At 68.4% G+C, this 25,610-nt stretch carries 20 protein-coding genes; 5 read left to right on the forward strand and 15 right to left on the reverse strand.

All coding sequences use genetic code 11. The features are described 5' to 3' along the window. Positions 1-11: 11 nt before the first annotated feature. From BMZ48_RS01045 to BMZ48_RS01060, 4 genes are read right to left on the reverse strand one after another with little or no spacing between them, the layout of a single operon-like run. The gene (locus BMZ48_RS01045; RefSeq protein ID WP_091530296.1) at positions 12-1,307 is read right to left on the reverse strand and encodes a DSD1 family PLP-dependent enzyme; all 1,296 of its coding nucleotides are present in this window, start codon (positions 1,305-1,307) and stop codon (positions 12-14) included. Further along, complete coding sequence (locus BMZ48_RS01050) at positions 1,300-2,712, reverse strand: D-arabinono-1,4-lactone oxidase (protein ID WP_091530300.1); 1,413 nt, start codon at positions 2,710-2,712, stop codon at positions 1,300-1,302. The genes BMZ48_RS01045 and BMZ48_RS01050 overlap by 8 nt, the downstream gene beginning before the upstream one ends. Next, the gene (locus BMZ48_RS01055) at positions 2,709-3,074 is read right to left on the reverse strand and encodes a c-type cytochrome (RefSeq protein WP_091530304.1); all 366 of its coding nucleotides are present in this window, start codon (positions 3,072-3,074) and stop codon (positions 2,709-2,711) included. The genes BMZ48_RS01050 and BMZ48_RS01055 overlap by 4 nt, the downstream gene beginning before the upstream one ends. Before the next feature lie 53 nt (positions 3,075-3,127). Beyond that, entirely contained in the window at positions 3,128-4,084 is a 957-nt protein-coding gene (locus tag BMZ48_RS01060; protein ID WP_091530306.1) for an alpha/beta fold hydrolase, read from the reverse strand. Between the two features lie 79 nt (positions 4,085-4,163). Between BMZ48_RS01060 and glpK the strand changes: the two genes are divergently transcribed. Both glpK and BMZ48_RS01070 read left to right on the forward strand, forming a co-directional pair. Beyond that, the gene (gene glpK, locus BMZ48_RS01065) at positions 4,164-5,636 is read left to right on the forward strand and encodes a glycerol kinase GlpK (protein ID WP_091530310.1); all 1,473 of its coding nucleotides are present in this window, start codon (positions 4,164-4,166) and stop codon (positions 5,634-5,636) included. A gap of 74 nt (positions 5,637-5,710) precedes the next feature. Next, positions 5,711-6,091 (forward strand): MAPEG family protein, encoded by a 381-nt coding sequence (locus BMZ48_RS01070; protein WP_091530313.1) that lies wholly within the window; start codon positions 5,711-5,713, stop codon positions 6,089-6,091. Between the two features lie 34 nt (positions 6,092-6,125). Here BMZ48_RS01070 and BMZ48_RS12940 read toward each other — a convergent pair whose 3' ends face one another. Together BMZ48_RS12940 and BMZ48_RS12945 are read right to left on the reverse strand one after the other, a co-directional pair. Then, the gene (locus BMZ48_RS12940) at positions 6,126-6,575 is read right to left on the reverse strand and encodes a cupin domain-containing protein (protein ID WP_091530317.1); all 450 of its coding nucleotides are present in this window, start codon (positions 6,573-6,575) and stop codon (positions 6,126-6,128) included. Positions 6,576-6,666: 91 nt separating this feature from the next. Beyond that, positions 6,667-7,614, reverse strand: coding sequence for a chorismate transformation FkbO/Hyg5 family protein (locus tag BMZ48_RS12945; RefSeq protein WP_091530321.1), 948 nt, complete (start codon positions 7,612-7,614; stop codon positions 6,667-6,669). Between the two features lie 308 nt (positions 7,615-7,922). On the opposite strand from BMZ48_RS12945, the gene BMZ48_RS01085 reads away from it, so the two are divergent. After that, positions 7,923-8,900, forward strand: a complete 978-nt coding sequence (locus BMZ48_RS01085) for a bile acid:sodium symporter family protein (protein WP_091530323.1) — start codon at positions 7,923-7,925, stop codon at positions 8,898-8,900. A 28-nt stretch (positions 8,901-8,928) separates the two neighbouring features. Here BMZ48_RS01085 and yihG read toward each other — a convergent pair whose 3' ends face one another. The 7 genes from yihG to metH all read right to left on the reverse strand — a co-directional run bounded on the left by yihG (position 8,929) and on the right by metH (position 21,857). Continuing rightward, positions 8,929-9,852 carry a 1-acylglycerol-3-phosphate O-acyltransferase, YihG family gene (gene yihG, locus BMZ48_RS01090; RefSeq protein WP_234981454.1) on the reverse strand — a complete coding sequence of 308 codons (924 nt, stop codon included), beginning with the start codon at positions 9,850-9,852 and terminating at the stop codon, positions 8,929-8,931. Between the two features lie 20 nt (positions 9,853-9,872). Further along, positions 9,873-10,937 (reverse strand): uroporphyrinogen decarboxylase, encoded by a 1,065-nt coding sequence (gene hemE, locus BMZ48_RS01095; protein WP_091530327.1) that lies wholly within the window; start codon positions 10,935-10,937, stop codon positions 9,873-9,875. 46 nt (positions 10,938-10,983) lie between these two features. Next, positions 10,984-11,721: an orotidine-5'-phosphate decarboxylase gene (pyrF, locus tag BMZ48_RS01100; protein ID WP_091530330.1), complete on the reverse strand. Its 738-nt coding sequence runs from the start codon at positions 11,719-11,721 to the stop codon at positions 10,984-10,986. 44 nt (positions 11,722-11,765) lie between these two features. Further along, a complete protein-coding gene (gene hrpA, locus BMZ48_RS01105) occupies positions 11,766-15,581 on the reverse strand; it encodes an ATP-dependent RNA helicase HrpA (RefSeq protein ID WP_159431031.1) in 3,816 nt (1,271 codons plus the stop codon). Between the two features lie 96 nt (positions 15,582-15,677). Further along, positions 15,678-16,871, reverse strand: coding sequence for an SAM-dependent methyltransferase (locus BMZ48_RS01110; RefSeq protein WP_091530336.1), 1,194 nt, complete (start codon positions 16,869-16,871; stop codon positions 15,678-15,680). Positions 16,872-16,912: 41 nt separating this feature from the next. Next, on the reverse strand, positions 16,913-18,043 hold the full coding sequence (locus tag BMZ48_RS01115; protein ID WP_091530338.1) for a PQQ-dependent sugar dehydrogenase: 1,131 nt from the start codon (positions 18,041-18,043) through the stop codon (positions 16,913-16,915). A gap of 28 nt (positions 18,044-18,071) precedes the next feature. Next, positions 18,072-21,857 (reverse strand): methionine synthase, encoded by a 3,786-nt coding sequence (metH, locus tag BMZ48_RS01120; protein WP_091530341.1) that lies wholly within the window; start codon positions 21,855-21,857, stop codon positions 18,072-18,074. Positions 21,858-22,209: 352 nt separating this feature from the next. On the opposite strand from metH, the gene BMZ48_RS01125 reads away from it, so the two are divergent. Further along, complete coding sequence (locus tag BMZ48_RS01125; protein ID WP_091530344.1) at positions 22,210-22,383, forward strand: rubredoxin; 174 nt, start codon at positions 22,210-22,212, stop codon at positions 22,381-22,383. A gap of 12 nt (positions 22,384-22,395) precedes the next feature. Continuing rightward, the gene (gene ppnP / locus BMZ48_RS01130; protein ID WP_091530347.1) at positions 22,396-22,731 is read left to right on the forward strand and encodes a pyrimidine/purine nucleoside phosphorylase; all 336 of its coding nucleotides are present in this window, start codon (positions 22,396-22,398) and stop codon (positions 22,729-22,731) included. Between the two features lie 33 nt (positions 22,732-22,764). Here the strand turns inward: ppnP and BMZ48_RS01135 are convergent, their stop codons facing one another. Next, positions 22,765-23,502, reverse strand: a complete 738-nt coding sequence (locus tag BMZ48_RS01135) for a hypothetical protein (RefSeq protein ID WP_091530350.1) — start codon at positions 23,500-23,502, stop codon at positions 22,765-22,767. A gap of 18 nt (positions 23,503-23,520) precedes the next feature. Further along, entirely contained in the window at positions 23,521-25,605 is a 2,085-nt protein-coding gene (locus tag BMZ48_RS01140) for an adenosylcobalamin-dependent ribonucleoside-diphosphate reductase (RefSeq protein WP_091530354.1), read from the reverse strand. Positions 25,606-25,610: the final 5 nt, after the last annotated feature.

Consider the following 25,610-nt stretch of genomic DNA (forward strand, 5'->3'; position numbering starts at 1 on the left):
GTCTTCGCCGGTCATGCCGTGTGCTGGAACACCGGCCAGAAATCGACGATTTCACCCCGGTCGAAAACCGCGAGATCGCCGAACTGGAGAAAGACGGACTCGGACTGGCGTGGACGCAGGAAGACGTGATCGCCGGCGGCCAGCCGTATCCCGGGCGCGCCATTGAGCAAATCCTGGTTGCTGGAGTGACCCCACAGCGCATTGCGCTGCAGACCCGGCGGCGACACCGGGTCGGCGAGCCAGTAACCGCCGTAGAGGAAAAACGCCTGCGCGGTGTTCGGGTCCCACACGCGCAGCAGGCCGCTCAACGCCTCAAGCCCCGGCAGCTCGGTGCGATCCAGCGCCTTGAGCACCGGGGTGGCGATGAAGCACGCGGGAAGATGATCGGCGAGCGTCGGCAGATCGAAGTCGCTGGGCATGACCAGACCGGACCCCATCGCCAGCTCGTTGCATGGCGCCGTCTCGTCGTAGAGCTGGTAGGTCGTGCTGCCGCCGGCGTTGAGTGTGAGCTGATCGGGATCGAAGCCCGCGCCGCGCACGGCACGCGCCGCGTCAAGGAACGCGGCATAGCGCGCCATCGCCCGGGATAGCGCCGGACGCCCGCCGCCGAGCCAGGCCGGCAACTTGCCGACGTGCGCCTCATACCCCATGAAACCCGAGAAACGCAGCGCCGGCTCGCCGTCGATCGCGCGGATTGCCTCGGCGACGGCGGCAGGGTCGCGGAAACCGCCGCGGTGCAGGCCGACGTCGATTTCGAGATTGATCTTCAGCGGTCCGAGGCCCTCGTGCCGGCGGGCGCGCGCCAGTTCCGCATATTCGGCGAGGCGTTGCGGCGTATCGATCAGCCACTCGATCTGCGCCGCCGGGTCGAACGCGCTGTTGCGGTGTTCGGCGAAGAAGCGCTGCGCAGCGCCGATGGGCATGGGTTTGCCGAACAAAAGCTCGGCGTCGCTCATGCGCGCGGCGACGAAATTCGCAAACGGCTGGTGGAAGCTCATCAGGCGGCGGGTGCCGGTGGCTGCGCGCACCACATCGATCAGCTTCAGGCTCGGCAGCGACTTGGCGACGATGCGGTAGTGCTTGCCCTTCGGCAAATGCGTTTTCAGCCGCTCGATGTTGTGGTGCAGGCGGGCGCGGTCGATCACCAGCGTCGGCCGCCACAGGCCGGCGCGGCGCAGCGCGCCCTGCAGTGTCTGGAAATAGTCGTCGTGCGCGCCGCTGCGACCGCGCGGCCGCAGTGCAGCGAGCGTGATCAGCGGCGCGCCGAGGGCGCCGGCGAGGAGCAGGCGCCGCGTGCGGTCAGTCAAGGCCGAACATCCTGCGCAGATAGGGGTTGAGCATGCGCCCGTGCGGATCGAGCATCTCCCGCAGCGCCAGAAAATCGCGCCAGCGCGGATAGCGCTGCGCCAGCGTCCGCGCGTCGAGGGTGTGCATCTTGCCCCAGTGTGGACGGCCTTCGTAGGCCTGATAAATCGGCTCGATGTCCGCGAAATACGGCAGCGGATCCTCGCGATGATGGCGGTGCACGGCGATCGAGCCGGAGACGGCATGTCCGTAGAAAGGCGACAGCCAGGCATCATCCCCGCGCACGGTGCGGACCTCGATCGGGAAGAATTCCTCGCGGTGGCGTGACTCGACGCGTGCCAGCACCTGTTTGAGCGCCGGCAGCAGCGCATCGCGCGGCAGGTGGTATTCCATCTCGTTGAAGCGTACCTCGCGGCTCGATGGAAAAATCCGGTACCACAAGTCCACGGCCTCTTCCTCCGGCAGCCCGGCCGTCGCCAGATCGAGCAGGCGCCGGCGCAGTCCCGGCCACCAGCCGGTGAGATCGCGCAGCCGCTGCAAGTGCACGAGCGCGTCGTTGTCCCGCTCCTGTCCGCGCGGGCGCGGCGGCTCTTCGGTCGGATCGATCGTGATCGCGATGCCGCGACTGCAGAACGGGATGACGTACAGCTCGAAGCTGTGATGCGCCCGTGCCAGTTCGTCGAAACGTTCGAGCAGGCTGTCGAGCGGCTCTGCCCACACCCGCCGCTTGAGGTGGTGCGTCGGCACGTTTTGCAGCGTCACCTGCGTGATCACGCCGAGGCTGCCGAGCGAGACGCGCGCGGCGGCGAAGACCTCCGGATGTTGCATGCGACTACAGTCGAGCACCTCGCCCTGCGGCGTGACCAGCCGCAGCGCGGTGACGTAGGCGTGCAGCGCGCCCAGCGCCTGCCCGGTGCCGTGCGTGCCGGTGGCGATCGCGCCGGCCAGCGACTGCTCGTCGATGTCCGGCATGTTCGGCAGCGCCTGGCCGATGCCGTCGAGCAGTGCGCCGAGCGCGCCGAGCCGGGTGCCGGCGCCCACGGTGGCGGTGAGGGCGTGCGCATCGTGCGCGCGCAGACCGTCGAAGTTGCGCAGCGACAGCAGTGTGCCGTCGGTGGGCACCAGCGGCGCAAACGAGTGTCCGGCGCCGACCGGCCGCACCGGCGCCGCTGTCCGGGGCAGTAGCGCCGCGAGTTCGTCCTCGGAAGCCGGTGCGGCGCGCACCGCGGGCAGGCCGAACTGATACCCGGACCAGTTCTGCCAAGGCAGGCGCCGTTTGCCGTCCGGCCCAACGGTTGGCGCGGGCGGCTGCGGCAAGTGCGTCGCCTCGCGGTCTTTGCAGCTGCCCAGGCCGCTCGCGGCGGCGAGCGTCCCGAGCGAGGCGATCAGGAACGTGCGGCGTTTCATGACGGCGGCGCACCGGCCATGTACCGGATCAGCGCGACGAAGTCGTCTTCGCTGCAGTCGGCGCAGCCGCCCAGCGGCGGCATGCCCTTGTAGCCGTCGATCGTGTGCGCGAGCAGCGTGTCCATGCCTTGCGCCAGCCGCGGCGCCCAGGCAGCGGTATCGCCGGTGAGCGGCGCGCCCGTGCCGGGCGTGCCGTGGCAGGACTGGCAGGTCTGCGCGTAAAGCCGCGCGATGGCGGGATCCGCCGGTGCGGCGGCAGCGGATGCAGCAGGTGCAGGCGGCGCTGGCTCGCTGCAGGCACAGAGCCAGGACAGAGAGACCGCGATGATCACGGCCCGGAGTGTTCGAATCGGAACCAGCATGGCGCGCGGGCGTGTGGATCGGCACCGGATTGCAGACCGCGGTGCTCTGCATGTCAAGGCGGCGCACCGCGGTCGGCGTGGCCGCCACCCAGACGCGTGTCGAGCCAGGTGCGCAGATCGGACATGACCTCGTCGCGGCAGGTGTCGTTGAGCAGCTCGTGTCGGGCGTCGGTGTAAAGGCGCAGGGTGACATCGGTGAGCCCGGCGCTGCGGTACATCGCTTCGAGTCCGCGCGCACCGGTTTCGCCGCGGCAGGCTGGATCGCGCGTGCCGTTGAGCAGCAGCACCGGCAAGGACTTGGGAATGCGGCACAGCCGCTGCGGGTCGGCGAGCTGGGCGCCGGCTTCGAGCAGCTCGATCCACATCGCCGTGGAACAGCGGAAACCACACAGCGGATCGCGGACGTACCGGTCCACTTCGGCGGCATCACGCGACAGCCAGTCGAAGTCGGTGCGCGTCGGGCGAAAGCGGCGGTTGAAGTCCTTGAACGCGAGCCGTTCGCCGACGACGCTGCGCCGGTGCCGTCCAAAACACCAGGCCTCGAGGCGGACGAGGGCCAGGCCAATGGCGCGCAGCGGGCCCATGTCGGCGCAGCTCGCCGACAGCACGGCGCCGGACAGATTCTCGCCATGCGCAACGAGATAGTCCTGCACGAGGAAAGAGCCCCGGCTGTGGCCGAACACGACCAGGGGCAGATGCGGGTGACGCCGGGCGATTTCCATCCGCACGGCCTCGATCGCGCGCAGCGTGATCGCCCAGCCGCCATGGTCGGCGACGTGACCCAGCTCGTCGGTGCTGCGCACGCTGCGGCCATGCCCCGGCAGATCCTGTGCGTACACCGCATAGCCGGCAGCGGCGAGCGCAGCGCCGAGGCGCGCATAGCGGCCGCCGTGTTCGGCCATGCCATGCACGACCTGCAACACGGCGCGCGGTGCGCTATCCGGCAGCCAGGCGTGGACGCAGGCAAGGCGGCCCTCGCCCTGATCGAGCTGGAATTGATGGCAGTGCACGTGTACCTTCCCCCGCTAGCCGCGGTTGGCCAGTGTTTCTTCGGTCACCGCGCAGTGTCGCATACGGGAGGAGATCCGCATGAGCGCCTTGCTGGCCATCGATCAGGGGACGACGAGCACGCGTGCGATCGTTTTCGACCGCAACGGCGCCAAGCTCGCCAGTGCCCAGCGCGAGCTGCCGCAGCACTTCCCGCAGCCGGGATACGTCGAGCACGACGCTGATCGCATCTGGACCGATACGCTGGCCTGTGCGCGCGACGCACTGCGCGCATCCGGGCTCGGCGCGCAGCAGATTGCGGCGATCGGCATCACCAATCAGCGTGAGACCACCGTGATCTGGGATCGCGCCAGCGGCAGGCCGATCCACCATGCCATCGTCTGGCAAGACCGGCGCACCAGCGCGTTCTGCCAACAGCATGCGGATCGTTCCGACTGGATCAACCGCAAGACCGGGCTGATTCTCGATCCCTACTTCTCCGCGACCAAGATCGCCTGGCTGCTCGACCACGTGCCGGGCGCCCGCGCACGCGCCGAAAGAGGCGAACTCGCTTTCGGCACGATCGACAGCTGGCTGCTGTGGAAGCTCACCGGCGGTGCGCGCCACGCCACCGACGCGACCAATGCCTCGCGCACGGCGTTGTTCAACGTCACCACGCAAGACTGGGACGAGGAGCTGCTCGCATTCTTCGGCGTACCGCGCAGCCTGTTGCCGGAGGTCCTGGACTGCGCGGCCGATTTCGGGCGCACCGAGCCGACCTTGTTCGGCGCACCGATCGCGATCGGCGGCATCGCCGGCGACCAGCAGGCGGCGACCATCGGCCAGGCCTGTTTTGCGCCCGGCATGATCAAGTCCACCTACGGCACCGGCTGCTTCATGGTGCTCAACACCGGCGCGACCCTGACGCTGTCCAAGAACCGCCTGCTCAGCACCATCGCCTACCGGCTCGGCGGCCAGCCCACCTACGCGCTCGAGGGCAGCATCTTCGTCGCCGGCGCCGCCGTGCAGTGGCTGCGCGACGCGGTGCACCTGATCAAGGCCGCCGGCGAGACCGAGAATCTCGCCAAGTCGATCGACGACACCCAGGGGGTGTATCTGGTTCCTGCATTCACCGGATTGGGCGCGCCCTACTGGGATCCGCAGGCGCGCGGTGCGATCTTCGGTCTGACCCGCGATACCGGCATCGCCCATATCGTCCGCGCGGCGCTGGAGTCGGTCTGCTACCAGACACGCGATCTTTTGCAGGCGATGGCGCAGGACGCCGTTGCACCCACCGAGCTGCGCGTCGATGGCGGCATGGTCGTCAACGACTGGCTAACCCAATGTCTGGCCGATGTACTGCAAATCCCGGTCGTGCGCCCGCACACGGTGGAGACCACGGCGCTCGGGGCGGCGTTTCTCGCCGGCCTGCAGGCGGGCATGTATGCCTCGCTCGATGACATCGCCCGGCTCTGGCAGGCCGACCGCCGCTTCACGCCTAAAATGGATGCCGCGCGCGCCGACGCGCTCTACGCCGGCTGGCGTGACGCGGTGATGCGCGTGCGCTCGACCTGAAAATCCGGCTCGCCGCACCTGGGCCGGTGCCGCTCGGGTATGCTTCGGGAACCTCACGATCACGGAGAACGGGGATGAGCATTGCGTACTGGTGCGTGGTGATCGCGGCGTTTCTGCCGTTCCTGGGCACGCTCGCCGCCAAGATCGGCGGGCGCATGCCGGTGTCGGCGAACCACAATCCGCGCGAATGGCTGGACCAGATCGGCGGCTGGCAGAAGCGCGCCCACTGGTATCAGCTCAACAGCTTCGAGGCCTTTCCGGCCTTCGCGGCCGCGGTCTTGATCGCCACCGAACTGCAGGCGCCGCAGGCGCGGATCGATCAACTGGCGATGGCCTTCATCGGCTTTCGCCTCGCCTATTTTGTCTGCTACGTCGCGGACTGGGCGACGCTGCGCTCCCTGGTCTGGTTCGGCGGCATCGCCTGCACGCTCTGGCTGTTTCTGCTCGGCGCCTGAACCGAGCACCGGATGGCGCGCGGGCGTGAGGCGCTCAGCGCTCGGGCGTAACCGGCTCGAGTGCGGTCGGGCCCAAGCCGGATTCCTGTACCAGCGTTTCGCCATCGAGCGCGGCGCTGAAGTGCGCAACGCCGGATGGCACGACGATGACCGTGCCGGGACCATAGGCGGTGAGCGCGCCGGCGTCGTAGCGCGTACCGGTGGCGAAGAAATAACGGCCGCTGAGCACGGTCACGGTGCGCGTATCCGGATGCCGGTGCGCAGGCGTGGTCGCGCCCGCAGCCAGGCGCGCGCGGATGGTGTACGGCCCCGCGGCCTTCGGATCGCCGGTGACGACGGCGATCGCCGCGCCGGGTGCGCGCGCATCGGCGACGTAGTGCAAATCCTCGGGCGCGATCACGCGCACGGCCTCGGCACCGGCGGCACCGGCAGTGACGGAAAACAGCGCAACAGCGAGCAGCGGCGCGAGATGTCGGGTGTCCATGACGGGCAGGATGACGCAAGACCTCGTGCAGCCTAACCCAGGCGGGCGTGCGCGAGCAGGCTTGCGGCCGGACAAAGCGCCGCGCGGCCGCTCAGCACCGCCGGTACAGTGTCTCGACTTCAAGGCACAGGTCGGTGCGGCAGATGTCGCCCTGCAGCGCGGTGATCGGCACTCCGGCGCCGAGGGCCTGCTGCAGCGGTCGCCAGATCGGCTCGAGCAGCGCCGGCTCGCGCAGGTAGAGCTTGACCTGCTCCGGCTGCCAGCGCCGGTGGTCGGTGTCGCCGTGCACCTGCGCGGCGCGGGCAAGCAGCGCGTCGATGTTCGCCAGCGTCTCTGCGAGCTGGCGCGGCGCATCGCCGGCGTGGAGGGTTTCGTGGCCGACGACGCTCGCGGTGCCGGAGACCAGCAGATCCGGCGTATCGGCCCACGGCCGGTAGATCGCGCGCGAGAAACTGGGGCTGCGCGGCCCGTACTGGCGCGGATAGCGAAACGCGCTGATCTGGCGCGGATTCTCGATCTGCACGCCGGGCGTGCGCGCGGCCAGGAAATAGATCAGCAGCCCCCCCGTGTGTGTGCCGATCGCCGTGGCTGCGGGCAGGTGTCGCTCGAAGTCCGGCTCGAGCGCAAGCGCCTGGTAACGGCCGAGCGTGAAGCGGCGATAGCGTTCGCCGTCGGCCTCGCCGCGGTTGATGTGCGCGATGAAGTTCCAGATTCGCAGCCAGGCCGGAAAACCGCGCCGGCGCAAAAAGCCGTCGAGCCGCGTGTAAATCCGGTACACGCTGTGTTCGACCGGTTCGAACTCGGCCTCCGGCACGCTGATCTGGCCGAACAGCACCGCGCCGTTTTCGGCATAGCGGATGCCGTCCTCGTCGCCGCAGCGCACCGGTGTTGCGCTCTCCCAGATTTCGACGGCGGGGCCGCGCAGGGCCGGCAGCTCGACGTGGATGCGGCGCGGGTCGTCATCCGGCGGCGCGGCGTGGCCGTGCACGATGCAGGCGAGCACCGTGGGGGCGAGCACCGGCGGCGCCGTCGTCGCCATGCGCACGCGATAAGGCCGCGGGCCAGGCGCGGATGCGCACGAGAATCGACTGGATCCCTCGCGGGAGTGCTGGATGTCGGGCTGCACGGAATTTGCTGCAATAGTGCGGCGAAGCGGGCCGTGGCGGACGGCAGGTCGTGCGTCCATTCTAGTCCAGGGCCTCCGGCGGCGCGGGTAAAAACCGCGCAGCGGCGCAGTGCAGGCCCGGCACGAGCAGCCGGCCGCGGTCATCTCGAGGAGAAGAACATGAATCTGCAGGCCGTTGTGGCCAGAACGCCACGCATCCGATCCGCGCGCCGGGCGCTGTCATGACCGGAATCGACGCGGTAGAGCTGCAATTCAGTCCGTCCGCCGTACTCGCTCTGCAGCTCATTCTCGCGGTCGTGATCTTCGGCGTGGCGCTGGAGCTGCGCTTCGGTGATTTCGCGCGCCTGCTGCGCGAGCCGCGGCTGATGGTCATCGGCCTGTGTTCCCAGCTCATCGCCCTGCCGCTGCTGACGTTCGCGCTGGTCGCCGTCGCCGATCCTGCACCGAGTCTTGCGCTCGGATTGATGATGACCGCGGCCTGCCCCGGCGGCAACATGTCCAACGTGCTGACCCACTGGGCTGGCGGCCGTACCTCGCTGTCGATGGCGATGACGACGTTGTCGAGCCTGGTTTCGCCGGTGACCACGCCGCTGACCTTCGCGCTGCTCGGCGATCTGCATCCGGCGACACGCGCGGCGATGCGCGAGGTGGCGGTGCCGTACACCGAGCTGGTCGGCACGATTCTGCTCGCCCTGGTGTTGCCGCTGGTGCTGGGCATGACCCTGGCGCAGCGCCGCCCGGCACTCGCCGAGCGCCTGCGCCGGCCACTCAAACGCTTCGGCGTGTTCGTCCTGCTGCTGTTCATCGTGCTCGCGCTGGCGGCCAATCAGGGCTTGTTCCGCCCGGCGCTGGTCGCGATCTTCTGGCTGGTCGCCGCGCACAATGCGCTCGCCCTGGTCACCGGATGGTCGCTGGCGCGGCTGCTTGGAACCGGCGCGTCCGCGCGCCGCGCCATCACCTTCGAGACCGGCATCCACAACACGGCCCTGGGGCTGACGCTGATCTTCAGCTACTTCCAGGGCCTGGGCGGCATGGCGCTGGTCGTCGCCTGGTGGGGGGTCTGGCAGCTCGTCACCGGGGGTTTGCTGGCGCGCCATTGGGCGCAGCGTCCGCTGCAGGCGTGCGTCGACGACGCACGCGGTGCACACGCGGCGGCCGTCGCCGAAACCGCCGCGCCGCCGCAGCGCGATCGAAGCTGACGGTGCGCGGTCCGGTTGAGGCGGAAGATCAGCCGTGTGCCGGCGTGGCCTGCGCCGCTGGCCGCGTCGTCAGCATGCGTTCGAGGCGCGCGTCCTTGCGTGCCCAGATCCCGTTGATCCAGGCCTGGAAGCGTTTGCGGTATTCGGGGTCGTTCTCGTAGTCGCCGGTCATCATCTCCTGCGGGATCGGCAGCACGTCGACGTGCACGGCGAGCTGGTCCTGCTCGCCGCAGGCGAAGCTCCACAGCAGCGGCTTGCGGGTCGGCTGGTAGGCGATGGTGACGTCGATGAGGCCGGCGAACTGCTCACCCATCGCGTTCAGGGTGAAGCTGATGCCGGCGGCCTTGGGGCGCAGCAGATGGCGGTAGGGCGAGCCGCGCGCGATGCGCTTGGCCTCGGTGAAGCGGGTGCCTTCCAGAAAATTGATCACCGTCACCGGCTCGGTCTTGTACAGCGCGCAGGCCCGCCGCGTGGTTTCGATGTCTTGCTGGCGCAGCGCCGGGTTGGCCTGCAGCGCCTCCTTGCTGTGCCGGCGCATGAACGGGAAATCCATCGCCCAGCAGGCCAGGCCGATGATCGGCACGTACATCAGCTCCCATTTCAGAAAAAAGCGCGGGAACGGCGTGCGCCCGTGGAAGAGGTCGAACAGGACGATGATGTCGGCCCAGGACTGGTGGTTGCAGATCAGCAGGTAGTTGCGCCCGGGCTGGACGGGCGTGCGGAACTCGACGTCCCACTGCTCGGTGTGCAGCAGGCGGTACAGGATCTTGTTGTTGCGCACCCAGTTGGTGGCGATCCAGATGCAGTAGCGGCTGCAGGCGCGCTGCAGCGGCGGATAGGGCAGCAGCTTGAGCAGGATCGCCGGCATGAGCAGCACGAAGCAGGCGACCATCCACGCGATCATCACCGTTGCAGTCAGCATACCGATGATCGTCGGGGGAAAAGAAAACATGACGGCACCTCCGTCGCTTTCTATGACCTGCGATGGTAGGCCGGGCTCAAGGCGCGCACGGCCTCGACCATCACCGCCGCGTGTTCCGGCGGCGTCTGCTGCAGGATACCGTGTCCGAGGTTGAATACATGCCCCGGGCCGGAGCCGTAGGATGCGAGCACCCGCGCCACGGCCGCCTCGATGCGCGCCGGCGGAGCGAGCAGCCAGGCCGGGTCGAGGTTGCCTTGCAACGCGACGCGATCCCCGACCCGCGCGCGCGCCGCGGCGAGGTCCGTGGTCCAGTCTAACCCGAGCGCATCGCAGCCGGTCTCGGCCATCACTTCGAGGTGCGCGCCGCCATTTTTCGTGAACAGGATCACCGGCACCTGCGCGGCGACGCGCTTGAGATGGGCGACGATGCGTGCCATCGGTTCCAGCGAGAAGCGCCGGTAGTCGGCCGGCGCGAGCACCCCGCCCCAGGTGTCGAACAGCATCAGCGCATCCGCGCCGGCGCGGACCTGCGCTTCGAGATACAGGCTTACCGCGGCGGTGAGTTTGGCGAGCAAATGCTCGAGCGTTTCCGGTGCGGCATAGGCCATCTGCTTGATCTGCGTGAAGTCCGAGCCGCCGCCGCCCTCGACCATGTAGGTCGCGAGCGTCCACGGGCTGCCGGCAAAGCCGATCAGCGGCAGGCGTGTGCCGAGCGCGGCGCGGATCGTGCGGACCGCATCCATGACGTAACGCAGCTCGGTCTCGGGATCGGGAACCGGCAGCGCCTCGATGGCCTGCGCGTCGCGCACCGGACGGTCGAAGACCGGGCCTTCGTGTTCGACGAAGCGCAGTCCCAGGCCCATCGCATCCGGAACCGTGAGGATGTCGGAGAACAGGATCGCCGCATCCAGGTCATAGCGCGCGATCGGTTGCAGCGTGACCTCGCAGCACAGCTCGGGGTTGCGGCACAGGCTCATGAAATCGCCCGCCTTGGCGCGCGAGGCGCGGTACTCGGGCAGATAGCGGCCGGCCTGGCGCATCATCCACACCGGCGTGCGGTCCACCGGTTCGCGCCGCAGCGCGCGCAGCAAGCGGTCGTTTTCGATCGGTCTCATGGCGTCAACTTAAACCGCGCCCGGGCTTTTGCACAAAGCCGGCGCCTCACCGCGCCCCGGTCGTGGGGATGCCGGCGTCGTGCAGCGCGTGCAGGATCTCGGACTGGATGCGCATGGCCATCGCGCGCGGGTCGGCGGCATCGCGGATCGGCCGGCCGACGACGAGATAGTCGGCGCCGGCGCGAATGGCCGCGGCCGGCGTCATGATGCGCTTTTGATCCGCCTCGATCCGGTTGTCGACCGGGCGGATGCCCGGCGTCACACAGATCAGTTTGCGCGGCGCCTCGGCGCGCAGGCGCGCGACTTCGAGCCCCGAGGACACCACGCCGTCGCAGCCGGCAGCGAGCGCGCGGCGCGCGCGCGACAGCACGAGGTCGGCGACGTCGCAGGCAAAGCCCAGATCGGCCAGATCGCCGCGGTCCAGGCTGGTCAGCGCGGTGACCGCGAGCACCTTCAGGCCGCCAGACTTGGCCTTGGCGGCGGCTTCCATGATCGACTGGTTGCCGTGGACGGTGCAGAAATCGGCGCCGCGCTCGGCGAGGTTGCGTACCGCGCGGGCCACGGTTTCGGGAATGTCGAAGAATTTCAGATCGACGAAGACCTTCTTGTGCTCGCCCTTGAGCCAGTCGAGCAGGTCGAAGAAACCGGGCGCCATCAACAGCTCCAGACCGATCTTGTAGAAACGCACGGTCTCTTGGAGCTGTATGACCAGCGCGCGCGCCTGCACGGCACTGGGTACGTCGAGGGCGACGATGAGACGGTCTTCGGCGGCAATCGTGTCCACGCTGTCTTTATCCGCTGGCTGGTAGAAGACGGGCCTGCCCTAGTCTACCCGCGCAGCGCGGCGTCGATCTTCGCCGCGCTCGGCGCACCCTGGGCGCGCAGCTCCTGCGCGAACAGGGCGATGCGCCACTCCTCGAGCAGCCAGCGCGCGGGATGGAATGGGTGCGGCAGACGCGCCACATACGGCGCGATTTGGTGCAGGAGCGCCGCATCGCGCGCCGGCTTGTGGGTGAGGCGCTCGAGGCGCACGTCGATCGCGCGCAGATACAGCGCGATGCGCTGCCATTGCGGCTCCGGAATCGCGTGGATGAAGCCAGGCGCAAACAGGCTGCCGAGTTGATCGCGCAGATCCGCGCTTGCATCCGGCCAGCGTGTGCCCAGGGCCTCGATGCGCGCACGCAGCTCACGTGCGCGGCCGAGCCAGCGCGCGATGTCCTCGAGCCGGCGCTGGGCGTCCGTAGAGAACGCGCCGCGTTTTTCCAGGGCGGCCTGGAATTGCGCGCGCGTGTACGGCAGCGGATCGAGGAGCACGGCATCGGCGCTGCGTTCGGCGAGCTGGCGCGCGAGCACATCCACATCCAGCGCGAAGGCGGTTGCCAGCAGCCCCAGATGGCGGCGCACCTGCTTGCCGAGATCGCGCAGCCGATCGCTCAGGCGCAGCAACAGCAGCGCGCGCACGCCGGCGTGGTGTGCGCGTGCCGCCGCTTCCGCGGATTCGAACAGCCGCAGATCGATGCGCTCTTCCTGCGCATCGAGCGCTGGATGGGCGCGCGCCCCGGTCGCGAGCACGACGTGGGTCGGCAGATCGTCGAAATCCCAGTCGCTGATGCCGGTGCGGGTCCAGCGCGCGAGCGTCTCGTCACGCGCGGCCGCGCGGGCCAGGGCGGCGCGCGCCGCGCCGCGATGGTGCTGCCGCAGCGCCGCCAGCGAGTCGCCGCTGGCGAGCACGCGGCCGTCGGCATCCAACAGCTGGAAGCGGGGTTTCAGATACGGTTCGAGCTGCGCGGGCGCGAAATCCGCCGGTGTCACCGCCACCCCGGTCATCGCTTCGAGCGCACGGCACAGCTGCGGCAGCAAGGCCCCGTGCGCGGGGTCGAGCCGCGCGCCCGCGGCCTGCGCGAACGCCGCAATCGGCGTAAAGGCGCGGCGCAGCCGGTTGGGCAGCGTGCGGATCAATCCCTCGATGAGATCCGGCCGCAGGCCCGGGACCAACCAGTCGAACACCTCGGGCGGCAACGCATGCGCCTGATCGACCGGAATGTGAAAGGTCACGCCATCGTGCGCGGCGCCGGGTTCGTGGTGATACGACAGCGCCACGCGGATGCCGCCGATGTCCAGATGGTCCGGAAACAGCGCGCCGACATCGGCGTTGGCGCCGGGACGCAGCGCATCGCGTTCGGTCATGGTCAAGCGCTCGGCCAGGCGCGGCGGCGTCGGATCGGCCAGCGCGCGCTTGAGCGCAGCCGTCGTGCAGATCTGCGGCGGCAGGCGTTCGTCATACCAGCGGAACAGGTCCGCCGTATCGGCGAGCAGGTCGGGCCGGCGCAGGCGTGTTTCTTTTTCGCGGATCGCTGCAATGACCCCGAGATTGTGTTCGAGAAACGCCGGCTTCTTCGGAATGCGGCCGTTGACGAGCGCCTCGCGGATGAAGATCGCCCGCGCCTCGGCGGGATGCGTGGAGCCGTAGTGCCGTGCGCGCGTGCCCAGCGCCAGGCCGAGCAGGCTCAGATGTTCGGTGGCGAGCACTTCGCCGCGCTCCGGATGCCAGGTGGGATGCAGCAGGCTGCGCTTGAGTAAATGGCCGGCGACGGATTCGAGCCACTGCGGCTCGATCGCGGCATTGGTGCGCGCATACAGGCGCGAGGTCTGCGCCAGCTGCGCGCTCATCACCCAGGGCGGCATTTTCTTGGCCAGCGCCGAGCCGGGATGCAGGCGAAAGCGCCGCCCCTTCGGGCCCTGATATTCCGGCTGCTCGGGCAGCTTCTGGCCGATGTGGTCGATCAGCCCGGCGAGCAGGGCCTGGTGAATCGGCGCATACACCGCCTCGAGCGATTCCGCCGTCCAGTTCGGCGCGGACGTTGCCGTCCGGCTGCCGAGCAGTTCGCAGATCTGGTGGTACACCGCTTCCCATTCTTCGAGGCGCAGAAAGGAGACGAAGTGCTCGCGGCACAACCGCCGCAGTTGGCGGTTGGAGGCCGATGCACTCCATTGCCGGAAACGCTGCCAGAGCAGCAGCAGCGACAGAAAATCCGAGCGCCGGTGGCGCCATTGCGCATGCTTTTCGCGCGCGGCGTCGGGCGCATCCGCGGGCACTTCGTGCGGGTCCTGCACCGACAGCGCGGCGGCGAGCACGAAGACTTCGGTTTCCACCGGCGTGCCGCGCCCGGCGAGCGCGATGCGTCCGATGCACGGATCCAGCGGCAGGCGTGCGAGTTCGCGTCCGAGCGGGGTGAGCATCCCGCGTTCGTCGAAGGCGCCGAGCATCTCCAGTACGCGCGTCGCCTCGGCGACGTGGCGGCCCTCGGGTGCATCGACCCAGGGGAAGGTCTCGATGCGCCCCAGGCCGAGTGCGGCCATTTGCAGCAGCACGCCGGCGAGGTTCGCGCGCTTGATCTCCGGATCGGTGAATGCCGGACGCGCGGCGAAGTCGTCCGCGGCATAGAGCCGGATGCAAGTCCCCGGCCCCAGCCGGCCGCAACGGCCGGCGCGCTGGTTCGCCGAGGCCTGCGACACCGGTTCGATGTGCAGCTGCTGCACACCGGTGCGCGGGGCAAAGCGGCTGATGCGCGCGGTGCCGGTGTCGATGACATAGCGGATCCCCGGCACTGTCAGCGAGGTCTCGGCGACATTGGTCGCCAGCACGATGCGCGGCTTTCGCGCCGGCAGGAAGACGAGGTCTTGTGCGCTCGACGCCAGGCGCGAATACAGCGGCAGGATCTCGGCATCGGGGAAGCGGCCGCCGAGTACGCGCGCGGCATCGCGGATCTCGCGTTCGCCCGGCAGGAACACCAGAATGCCCCCGGATGCGCCGCGCGACCAGAGCTCGGCGACCGCATCGGCGATGGCGCCTTCGGCGTCGCTGTCGTCGGCGAGCGGGCGGTAACGGATCTCGACCGGATAGGTGCGCCCGGAGACTTCGATGATCGGCGCGCCGCCGAAGTGGCGCGACAGGCGCTCGGGATCGAGCGTCGCCGAGGTGACGATCACCTTCAGATCCGGACGCTGCGGCAGGATGCGCTTGAGCCAGCCGAGCAAAAAGTCGATGTTGAGCGTGCGCTCGTGCGCCTCGTCGATGATGATCGCGTCGTAGCCGGCGAGCAGCGGATCGCGTCCCAGCTCGGCGAGCAGTATGCCGTCGGTCATCAGCTTGATCAGGCTGGCGTCGGAGACACGGCGGTCGAAGCGCGTTTCGTAGCCGACGAGCTGGCCGAGTTCCGTCTTGAGCTCGGCGGCGATGCGGCTGGCGATGCTGCGCGCCGCCAGCCGGCGTGGCTGGGTGTGGCCGATCTGGCCGCGCATCCCGTATCCCAGCTCCAGGCACAGCTTGGGCAACTGCGTGGTCTTGCCCGAGCCGGTCTCACCACAGACCACGACCACCGGGTGCGCGCGCATCGCCGCGAGCAGCGTCTCGCGCATCTGCACCACCGGCAGCGCTTCGGGATAGTCGATCTGCTGCGGCCGCAGGCGCGCGCGGTTCTCCGCGCGCAGGAGCGCCTGCTGCACGTCGCGCTCGAAGCGGTGCGCATCCAAGCGCCGGGCATTGCTCTGCGCGAGCAGCCGGTCCAGGCGCAGCGCGTCGCGCACGAGCAGCCGGTCGCGCACGGCGGCATAACGCTCTGCGAAGGCGGATGACTCGGACACGGTGAGGTCGCGTGGGGCGGCCGCGGATGATACGCGAGCAGCCCGCCGCTGCGGATGGTGCTCGCCGCACCGGGCCATGCGCTGGCGCAGGCCGGATCAGCGCACCTGTGCGGCGTCCAGGCGGTAGAGATAGTCTCGCGTCAGCGGCAGCCGGTCCACCCGCCGGCAGAGCTGGAACTGGAAGACGACGAGTTCGCCTTCGATGAAGTTTGCCTCCGATGCGAGCAGATAAAACGACCACATCCGCCTGAAGCGGTCGTCGAAACGCGCCGGCAGTTCATGCGCGCGGGCGGCGAAGCGGCGGTGCCATTCGGCCAGCGTGTAGGCGTAGTGGCGACGCCAGATCTCCAGATCGGCGACGACCAGGCCACTCGGTTCGATGGCCGCGAGCACTTCCGAGGCCGCCGGGATGTAACCACCGGGGAAGATGTATTTGCGGATCCACGGATTCATCCCGCCGGATGGCGAGCGCCGCCCGATCGTGTGCAACACCGCGGTGCCATCGGGCGCAAGCAGTTGCGCGATCTGCGTGAAGAAGCGCCGGTACTGCGGGCGGCCGACGTGCTCGAACATGCCGACGCTGATGATGGCGTCGAACTGGCCGCGCGTCTGCCGGTAATCCTCCAGGCGGAAGTCCACGCACGCGCCCAGCCCGCGCGCCTGGGCGCGCTGCCGGGCGATTTCGAGCTGTGCCTGCGACAGCGTGATGCCGGTGACGTGTGCGCCGTGGTGCTGCGCGAGATACAGCGCGAGACTGCCCCAGCCGCAGCCGATGTCGAGCACCCGCGCACCGGGTCGCAGGTCCAGCTTGCGCGCGATGTGCGCGCACTTGGCCTGCTGGGCCTGCTCCAGGGTCATGCCGTCTTCGGCGAAGTAGGCGCAGGAGTAATGCAGGTCCTCGTCGAGGAAACGGCGATAGAGCTCGAAATCGATGTCGTAGTGATGGGCGGCGTTGCGCCGGCTCGACGCCGGGGTATTGAACTCCTCGCGGTAGGCGAGCAGGCGGCGCAGTGCCGGCGCGCGCCGCCCCAGATGCGCCGCCAGACGGACGGCGATACGCAGCACCGGGCGCAAATCGCCGTCGGCGGGCGTCCACAGGCCATTCATGTACGCCTCGCCGAAATGCAGCGCGGGGTGGATCAGCAGATGGCGCAGCACGCCGGCGTCGCGCAGGTGCACATGCGCCACCGGTTCGCCCTGGCCGAGGGTCCAGGTGCGGCCATCCGGAGCCGCGAATTCGATCCGTCCCTGTTCGAATCCGCGGCCGATGCGATCCAGCAGGTACTGCATGCGGGCACTTTTACGACGCGATGACGCGCCGCGCAAGCGTGCTAGCGCGGCACCAGGCCGACGCGCAGCACCGCGCCATCACTGGCGTCGGTGAGCAGGTACAAATACCCATCCGGCCCCTGGCGCACGTCGCGGATGCGCTGGCCCAGGCCCTCGAGCAGGCGCTCCTCGCCGACGACGCGCTCGCCGTCGAGCGTCAGCCGGACCAACAGGCCGAACTTGAGCGAGCCGACGAACAGATTGCCACGCCAGGCAGGGAAGCGCTCGGCGGTGTAGAAGGCCATGCCGCTGGGCGCGATCGACGGCACCCAGTAATGCACCGGTTGCTCCATGCCGGATTTGTGCGTGCCCTCGCCGATCTTGCCGCCGAAGTACTCCTCGCCATAGGTGATCACCGGCCAGCCGTAGTTGTATCCGGCGCGGACGACGTTGACCTCGTCACCGCCGCGCGGACCGTGCTCGTGCGCCCACAGCCGGCCGCTTTGCGGATGCAATGCCGCACCCTGGACGTTGCGATGACCCACGGACCAGATCTCCGGACGCACGCCGGGAATGCCGACGTAAGGATTGTCGGCCGGGACCGAGCCGTCGGCGCGCAGGCGCACGATCTTGCCGATGTGGGTGTCCAGCGACTGCACGTGTTCGCGTGCACTGTTGCGGTCACCGAGGGTCAGGTACAGCGTGTCGGAGGCAGCGAAGACGATGCGGCAGCCAAAGTGATGCTGCCCCGGCCATGACGGCTGCTGGCGGAAGATCACGCGCAGGTCGGTGAGGCCGCCGTCGGTGAGCCGGGCGTGCGCGAGCGTCGTGCCGTTGTCGCGTGCGCGCGCTTCGGCATAACAGAAGTAAAGGCGCTGCGATTGCGCAAAATCCGGCGCCAGCGCGATGTCGAGCAACCCGCCCTGCCCGCGCGCGGACACGGCAGGAACACCGGCGAGCGGCGCCGAGACCGTGCCATCGCGGCCGATCAGGCGCAGCCGCCCCGGCCGCTCGCTCACCAGCAGGCGCCCGTCCGGCAAGAACGCCAGGCTCCAGGGGTGTTCGAGTCCTTGCGCGATGCGCACGACCTCGACCGCCCCGTGCGCGCTGGGGAAGCGTTGCGCGGGTGCGGCCAGGGCTGTGCCGGTGACGGTGGTGCACAGCAGGGCGAGCAGGACGAGGATGCGCGGCATGGGCGACTCCGGGTGAGGCCGATGCAGCTTAGTCCTCGGGCTCGTAGCCCAGGTTCGCCGCCAGCCATTTTTCGGCCTCGCGGATCGACCAGTTCTTGCGACGCGCATAGTCCGCGACCTGATCGCGGTCGATGCGCCCGACGACGAAGTACTGGGCCTGCGGGTGCGCGAAGTACCAGCCGCTGACCGCGGCGCCGGGCCACATCGCATAGCTCTCGGTGAGGCGGATGCCGCAGTTGCGCTCAACGTCGAGCAGATGCCAGAGCGTCGCTTTTTCGCTGTGTTCGGGACAGGCCGGGTAACCGGGCGCCGGGCGGATGCCGACGTAACGCTCGGCAATCAACTCGTCGTTGTCCAGATGCTCGTCGGGGGCATAGCCCCAGAACTCCTTGCGCACGCGCTGGTGCAGGCGCTCGGCGAAAGCCTCGGCCAGACGATCGGCGAGCGATTCGAGCAGGATCGCGCTGTAATCGTCGTGGGCCTTGCGCAGGGCTTCGACGCGTTCGGCGCAACCCAGCCCGGCGGTGACCGCGAACGCGCCGATGTAATCGCGCAGGCCGGTGCTGCGCGGCGCGACGTAGTCGGCGAGGCAGCGGTGGGGTACGCCGGGGCGATGCTCGGTTTGCTGGCGCAGGCAGTGCAGGCGCGCGAGCACCTCGGTGCGCGCCTCGTCGGCATAGACCTCGATGTCGTCGTCATCGACCTGTGCCGCCGGGAACAGGCCGATCGCGCCATTGGCGGTCAGCCATTTCTCGTCGATGATGCGGTCCAGCATCGCCTGCGCGTCGGCGTAGAGCTTGCGCGCGGCCTCGCCGGTGGCCGGGCTGTTGAGCAGATCCGGATAGCGACCCTTGAGTTCCCAGGCGATGAAGAACGGCTGCCAGTCGATGTAGTCGCGCAGCTCGGCGAGCGAGTAGTCCTTGAACACGCGCACGTGCTGGAGCGCATGGCCGGAATGGCGATGGTCGCAGGAAGGTGCTTCGCAGACATCGCGCATCTGCTGCACCAGCATGCGTGGCCGTGGCGGGTGATAGCGGCTCCAGTCGATCGGTGTCTTGTCGGCGCGCGCATCGGCCAGCGGCAGGAATTTCTCCTGCCGGCCTTTGTTCGCATGGCGCTCGCGGATCTGCGCGTACTCTTGTTCGGTTTCGGCGAGCAGCTTGGGCTTAAGCTCCGGCGACAGCAGCGCAGAGACCACCGGAACCGACCGCGAGGCATCCTTGACCCAGATCACCGGGCCGCTGTAGGCGGGTGCGATCTTGACCGCGGTGTGCGCGCGCGAGGTCGTCGCCCCGCCGATCAGCAGCGGGATGTCGAAGCCCTGCCGTTCCATCTCCTTGGCGAGATGCACCATCTCGTCGAGCGAGGGCGTGATCAGGCCGGACAGGCCGATGATGTCGGCCTTCTCCGCTTTCGCGGTATCGAGAATCTTCTGCGCCGGCACCATCACGCCGAGATCGACGACCTCGTAGTTGTTGCACTGGAGCACGACACCGACGATGTTCTTGCCGATGTCGTGGACATCGCCCTTGACCGTGGCCATGACGATCTTGCCCTTGGCCTGCGCCTCTCCCGGTTTTTTCTGCGCCTCGATGAACGGAATCAGGTAGGCGACGGCTTTCTTCATCACGCGCGCGGACTTGACGACCTGCGGCAGGAACATCTTGCCGGCGCCGAACAGGTCGCCGACGACGTTCATGCCGTCCATCAGCGGGCCTTCGATCACGTCGAGCGGCGATTTACCCTCGGCGTCGAGGGCGGCACGCAGGGCTTCGGTATCGGCTTCGATGTACTGGTCGAGGCCCTTGACCAGCGCGTGCTTGATGCGTTCGCGCACCGGCCACTGCCGCCAGGCGTCATCCTCGGTTTCGCGCTTGTCGCCACCGGTCTGCCGGAAGCGCTCGGCGATTTCGAGCAGCCGCTCGGTCGCATCGGCGCGGCGGTTGAGGATCACGTCCTCGATACGGCTGCGCAGCTCGGGATCGAGCTCGTCGTAGACGAGCAGGCTGCCGGCGTTGACGATGCCCATGTCCATGCCCGCGCGGATGGCGTGGTAGAGGAACACGGAGTGGATCGCCTCGCGCACGAAGGTGTTGCCGCGGAACGAGAACGACACGTTGGACACGCCGCCGGAAACCTTCGCGTATGGCAGGTTCTGCTTGATCCAGCGCGTCGCCTCGATGAAATCGACGCCGTAGGCGTTGTGCTCGGCGATGCCGGTGGCGACCGCGAAGATGTTCGGGTCGAAGATGATATCCTCGGCCGGGAATCCGACGCGCTCGGTGAGGATGCGATAGGCGCGTGCGCAAATCTCCTTGCGCCGCTGCAGGGTATCGGCCTGGCCTTGTTCGTCGAACGCCATGACCACCACCGCGGCACCGTACTTGCGGCACAGCGCGGCCTGCTCGATGAACTTCGCCTCGCCTTCCTTGAGCGAGATCGAGTTGACGATGGGCTTGCCCTGCACGCACTTGAGGCCGGCCTCGATGACTTCCCATTTCGAGGAGTCGATCATCACCGGCACGCGCGCGATGTCGGGCTCGGACGCGATCAGATTGAGGAAGCGCTGCATCGCGGCGACGCCGTCGAGCATGCCCTCGTCCATGTTGACGTCGATGATCTGGGCGCCGGATTCGACCTGCTGGCGGGCGATGTCGAGCGCCGCGGCATAATCGCCGGCCTTGATCAGATTCCTGAACCTGGCCGAGCCGGTGACATTGGTGCGTTCGCCGACGTTGACGAAGTTCAGTTCCGGCACCAGGTTCAGCGGTTCGAGCCCGGCGAGCCGGCACACCACCGGCAGGCGCGGCGGTGTGCGCGGAGCCTGGTCGGAAACGGCCTGTGCGATCGCACCGATGTGCGCCGGCGTCGTGCCGCAGCAGCCACCGACGAGGTTGACCAGCCCCGATGCGGCGAACTCGCGCAGGATCGCGGCCGTTTCCGCCGGACGCTCGTCGTATTCGCCAAAGGCATTGGGCAGGCCGGCGTTGGGATAGCAGGACACATAGCAATCGGCGACGCGCGCCAGCTCGGCGATGTATGGACGCATGTCCTTGCCGCCGAGCGCACAGTTCAGCCCGACCGCGAGCGGACGTGCATGGCGCACCGAATTCCAGAATGCCTCGGTGACCTGACCGGAGAGCGTGCGTCCGGAAGCGTCGGTGATCGTGCCGGAGAGGATCACCGGCCAGCGCATGGCGCGCTGCTCGAACAGCGTCTCGCAGGCAAAGATCGCCGCCTTGGCATTGAGGGTGTCGAAGATGGTTTCGATCAGCAGCAGGTCGACGCCGCCATCGACGAGGCCGCGCGCCTGTTCCAGATAGGCCGCGACCAGTTCGTCGAAGGTGACGTTGCGCTTGCCCGGATCGTTGACGTCGGGCGAGATGCTGGCAGTGCGGTTGGTCGGCCCGATCGCGCCGGCGACGAAGCGTGGGCGCTCCGGGGTGCGCGCGGTCCAGGCGTCGGCGGCCTGGCGCGCAAGCCTTGCCGCGGCGACGTTGAGCTCGTAGGCGAGCGCCTCCATGCCATAGTCGGCGAGCGAGATGGCCTGGGCGTTGAAAGTATTGGTCTCGATGATGTCAGCCCCGGCCGCCAGATACTGTTCGTGGATCTCGCGGATGATCGCGGGCTGGGTCAGCACCAGCAGGTCGTTGTTGCCCTTGAGATCCCGGTGCCAGTCGGCGAAACGCGCGCCGCGGTACTCGGCTTCGCCGAGACGGTAGCCCTGGATCATCGTACCCATCGCCCCGTCGATCACGAGGATGCGGCGGCGGAGCAGGTCGTCGAGACGGGCGCAGGCCGGATGGGGCGTCATGCGAAGGCGCAGGGCGGGAGACGGGGCGTAAGTATATCCGCTCATGCGGATGCGCGGATGAGCAGGTCGCGACTGCCGCTCGTCTGCCCAGGGTCGCCTCGCATCCTGCCGGGCGCGCACTGCGGGCGCCGGCGCGGTAGGGTGACGGCCATGGGTGATTCGTAAAGCCCTGGTGCGCCACCGCCTAGGCTGTCCGGATTGTCCACCGGTCTCTCCCCCCAACCCGGATCCCCCAACCTTTCCGGGTACTCGGGCCAAGCCGCAGGGCTTGGCCCTTTTTTATCGGCGCTCGCTCACGCAGTAACGCCTTGGGGTAACATGCGCCGCCGTTTTTGCCTGACCCGAGAATGCGATGCCGTACAAGAAGTGGCGCTGCCTGATCTGCGATTACGTCTATGACGAGGAAGCGGGTGCCCCGCAGGACGGGATTCCACCCGGAACGCGGTGGGCCGACGTGCCGGAGACCTGGACCTGTCCGGACTGCGGGGCCTCCAAGGCCGATTTCCAGATGGTCGAGATCGACTGATAGAGACTTCACATGCGTACCCCGCCACCGGCCGACGGCCTGCAGTTCGACGGAGTCTCCGTCGTCAAGAAAGCCAATGTCTATTTCGACGGCAAGTGCGTCAGCCACACCGTGCTGTTTGCGGACGGCAGCCGCAAGAGCGTCGGCGTGATGCTGCCGTCGACGCTGCGTTTCACCACCGCCGCGCCCGAGGTCATGGAGCTGCTCGCCGGGCGTTGCCGCGTGCGTCTGCCCGGTGCGGGCGCCGCGCAGGAATACACGGGCGGACAGTCATTCGCGGTGCCTGCCGATTCCGCCTTCGAGATCGAGGTGCTGGAGCCGGTGCATTACGTCTGCCATTTCGGCTAGAGGCGCCGCTGCGGTTTGCGCATCCGCGGTCTCTCATCCGCATTTCGAGTAGCCACAGTCGAGGCAGGTCGGGCAGCCATCTTTCATGACCAGATCGCCCTGGCAGTCCGGTTCCGGGCACCTGCCGACGGCGGCGTGCACGGCATCCGGCGGCGGGCTTGCGCCGTCGGCCTGCGGGGTGCCCAGCGGCTCCTGGATGCGGGCGTCGCGCGTGCGCGCGTAGTGGTCGGCGAGCGCCGCGAGCGACCGCTCGCGACCGTTCTCGTCGAGAAAACCGCGCCTGTAGAGCGCCTGCTGGATCGCCCAGGCGATCGCCGCGACTTCGGAGTCGTGCACCATGGCCTTGCCCGACCGAGTCTTGCCGTACCAGACCGGGCCGCGATCCCAGGACACCTTGCGCAGATCGGCCAGCGCCTTGGCCAGAAAGCCGCCACGCGCGGCGAGCGAGAGCGTGCGCATCGTCGCCGACACCCACTGATGTTCGGCGGCGGTCTGCCCTGCCGGCACGAAGAATTCGAGCGGCCGCTCGATGCACACCCGCCGGCCGCCGATGCGGCCACAGACGACGCCGAAGCCGATCACGAAGTAAATCGTCTTGCGTCCGCCGGCCGAGGTCAGGACGATCTTGGTCGTCGTCGATTCCCAGCTGCCTTCCTCACGCCGGTCGATGCGCAGCGTCAGCGGGTCGATGTCCGGCGCCGCCGCGTCCTTGACCACCGACCAGCCGACGATGCGCTGGTCGATCCGCGTGACCTTGCCGCTTTCTGCCATTGGTCCCTCCGCCGCCGGCTACAGCTTGCCGTAAAAGCCTTCCTTGAGGGCGTCGTACAGATTCGCCGCCGTGTAGGTGCCGCCTTCGTATTCCACCAGCGCAGCGCCCGGCAGGCGCACGCTGCGGCCGTCGGACAGGCGGAATTCGTAGAGCGTCTGGGCCAGATCCTGTTCGCAGACGAGTACGCCCTGGTGCACCTGCGGATTGAAACGGAACGTCGTACAGCCCTTGAGCCCCTGGTCGATCGCGTAGTGGTAGAGATCCTTGAACGCCTCGTACTCGATGTCCGGCGGCACGTTGATGGTCTTGGAGATCGACGCATCGACCCAGCGCTGCGCCGCCGCCTGCACGTCGATGTGCGCTTTCGGATCGGTGTTGGTGGACGTGCCGGTGAAGGCCGGTGGCAGGCGCTCGGCCGCGACATGGGGGTCGATCCACCAGCGATAGGCGAGCAGCTCGTAGGAGTCCATGCGGATCGCGCGTTTGGCCTTTTCCCCCGGCACGATCATGTTGCGCAGATAGGTGTGCGCAAAGCTTGGTTCGATGCCATTGCTGGCGTTGTTGCCGACCGCGGCGGCCATCGTGCCAGTGGGCGCGATCGAGGTGGCGTGCGTATAGCGCGCGCCGACATCGGCGAGCGCCTGCACCAGCTCGGGTTCGAGCTCGGCCAGGCGCTGGAAGTAGCGCGAATAGCGCGCGTGCAGCACGCGGCCCGGCACGCGGTCGCCGACGGCGTAGCCGTCGCGGGCCAGTTCCGGACGCAGGGTCAACAGCTCCGGTGTCAGGGTGTGCAGCTCCGCCAGCACCGGCGCCGGCCCTTTTTCGCGCGCAAGATCGAGGGCGGCGCGCCAGTTCTCGACGGCGAGTCGGCGGGTCACCGCTTCGGTGAAGCGCACCGATTCCGGCGAACCGTAGCGGATACCCAGCATCGTCAGCGCCGATCCCAGTCCCATGTAGCCCATGCCATGCCGACGCTTGCGCAGGATTTCCGCGCGTTGTTCCGGTAGCGGCAGGCCGTTGATCTCGACGACGTTGTCGAGCATGCGTGCGAACAGGCGCACGACCTCGCCGAAGGTATCGAAGTCGAAATGCGCCTGCGCCGTGAACGGTTTTTTGACCAGCGCGGCGAGATTGACCGAGCCGAGCAGACAGGCGCCGTAGGCCGGCAGCGGCTGTTCGCCACAGGGGTTGGTCGCGCGGATCTGCTCGCAGAACCACAGCGGGTTCATGCGGTTGACCTCGTCGATCAGGATGAAGCCCGGATCGGAATAGGCATAGGTCGAGCGCATGATCAAATCCCACAGCGCGCGCGCCGAGACCCGGCGGTAGACGCGGCAGGCCGTCTCGCCGCGCGCGTTGACCGTATGGCGCGGATCGTGCAGCGGCCAGCGCCGCCAGACGATCTGCGCGGCATCGAGCCCGTCGAGCTCATCGGGGAACGCGGGGAAGGCCAGCGGCCAGTCGTGGTCTTTGCGCACCGCCTCGACGAAATCGGCGCTGATCAGGCACGACAGGTTGAACGCGCGCAGCCGGCCGGGTTCGCGCTTGGCGACGATGAAATCCTCGATGTCCGGATGGCCGATGTCGAGGCACCCCATCTGCGCGCCGCGGCGCCCGCCGGCGCTTGAGACCGTGCGGCAGATCGCGTCGAACACGTCCATGAACGGCAGCGGTCCGCTGGTGGTCGCGCCGGCACCGGAGACGCGCGCGCCGCGCGGCCGCAGCGTGGAAAAGTCGTAACCGATGCCGCAGCCGGCCTTGAGCGTCAGCGCCGCTTCCGATGCGGCCTGCATGATGCCCGCCATCGAATCGTCGATCGTACGCGACACCGTGCAGTTGATCGTCGAGACATTGGGTTTGAGCGCCTCGGCGCCGGCGTTGGCCATGATGCGTCCGGCGGGAAAGGCGTAGTGCAGCACGCGGTAGAACGGCTCTTCCCAGCGCCCGGGATCGGCTTCCGGGCGGGATAGCGCATGCGCGAGCCGCCGGCGCATGCCGTCGAGATCCTCGCCCGGCAGAAAGTACTTGCTCTGCGCGATCAGCATCGAGCCTTCCTGCAGGGGCAACGGTGGCAGCTCGCGGATCGGCAGGCGTTCCTTCATCGGGC

Source organism: Fontimonas thermophila, from assembly GCF_900113085.1.
Classification (GTDB): Bacteria; Pseudomonadota; Gammaproteobacteria; order Nevskiales; family Nevskiaceae; genus Solimonas; species Solimonas thermophila.

Excerpts from the sequence above, each read along its gene's own strand:
- BMZ48_RS01050 (WP_091530300.1), bottom strand. The coding sequence starts at position 2,712 with ATGAAACGCCGCACGTTCCTGATCGCCTCGCTCGGGACGCTCGCCGCC.
- BMZ48_RS01055 (WP_091530304.1), bottom strand. The coding sequence starts at position 3,074 with ATGCTGGTTCCGATTCGAACACTCCGGGCCGTGATCATCGCGGTCTCT.
- glpK (WP_091530310.1), top strand. The coding sequence starts at position 4,164 with ATGAGCGCCTTGCTGGCCATCGATCAGGGGACGACGAGCACGCGTGCG.
- BMZ48_RS01070 (WP_091530313.1), top strand. The coding sequence starts at position 5,711 with ATGAGCATTGCGTACTGGTGCGTGGTGATCGCGGCGTTTCTGCCGTTC.
- BMZ48_RS12940 (WP_091530317.1), bottom strand. The coding sequence starts at position 6,575 with ATGGACACCCGACATCTCGCGCCGCTGCTCGCTGTTGCGCTGTTTTCC.
- BMZ48_RS12945 (WP_091530321.1), bottom strand. The coding sequence starts at position 7,614 with ATGGCGACGACGGCGCCGCCGGTGCTCGCCCCCACGGTGCTCGCCTGC.
- BMZ48_RS01085 (WP_091530323.1), top strand. The coding sequence starts at position 7,923 with ATGACCGGAATCGACGCGGTAGAGCTGCAATTCAGTCCGTCCGCCGTA.
- yihG (WP_234981454.1), bottom strand. The coding sequence starts at position 9,852 with ATGTTTTCTTTTCCCCCGACGATCATCGGTATGCTGACTGCAACGGTG.
- hemE (WP_091530327.1), bottom strand. The coding sequence starts at position 10,937 with ATGAGACCGATCGAAAACGACCGCTTGCTGCGCGCGCTGCGGCGCGAA.
- BMZ48_RS01110 (WP_091530336.1), bottom strand. The coding sequence starts at position 16,871 with ATGCAGTACCTGCTGGATCGCATCGGCCGCGGATTCGAACAGGGACGG.
- BMZ48_RS01115 (WP_091530338.1), bottom strand. The coding sequence starts at position 18,043 with ATGCCGCGCATCCTCGTCCTGCTCGCCCTGCTGTGCACCACCGTCACC.
- metH (WP_091530341.1), bottom strand. The coding sequence starts at position 21,857 with ATGACGCCCCATCCGGCCTGCGCCCGTCTCGACGACCTGCTCCGCCGC.
- BMZ48_RS01125 (WP_091530344.1), top strand. The coding sequence starts at position 22,210 with ATGCCGTACAAGAAGTGGCGCTGCCTGATCTGCGATTACGTCTATGAC.
- ppnP (WP_091530347.1), top strand. The coding sequence starts at position 22,396 with ATGCGTACCCCGCCACCGGCCGACGGCCTGCAGTTCGACGGAGTCTCC.
- BMZ48_RS01135 (WP_091530350.1), bottom strand. The coding sequence starts at position 23,502 with ATGGCAGAAAGCGGCAAGGTCACGCGGATCGACCAGCGCATCGTCGGC.
- BMZ48_RS01140 (WP_091530354.1), bottom strand. The coding sequence starts at position 25,605 with ATGAAGGAACGCCTGCCGATCCGCGAGCTGCCACCGTTGCCCCTGCAG.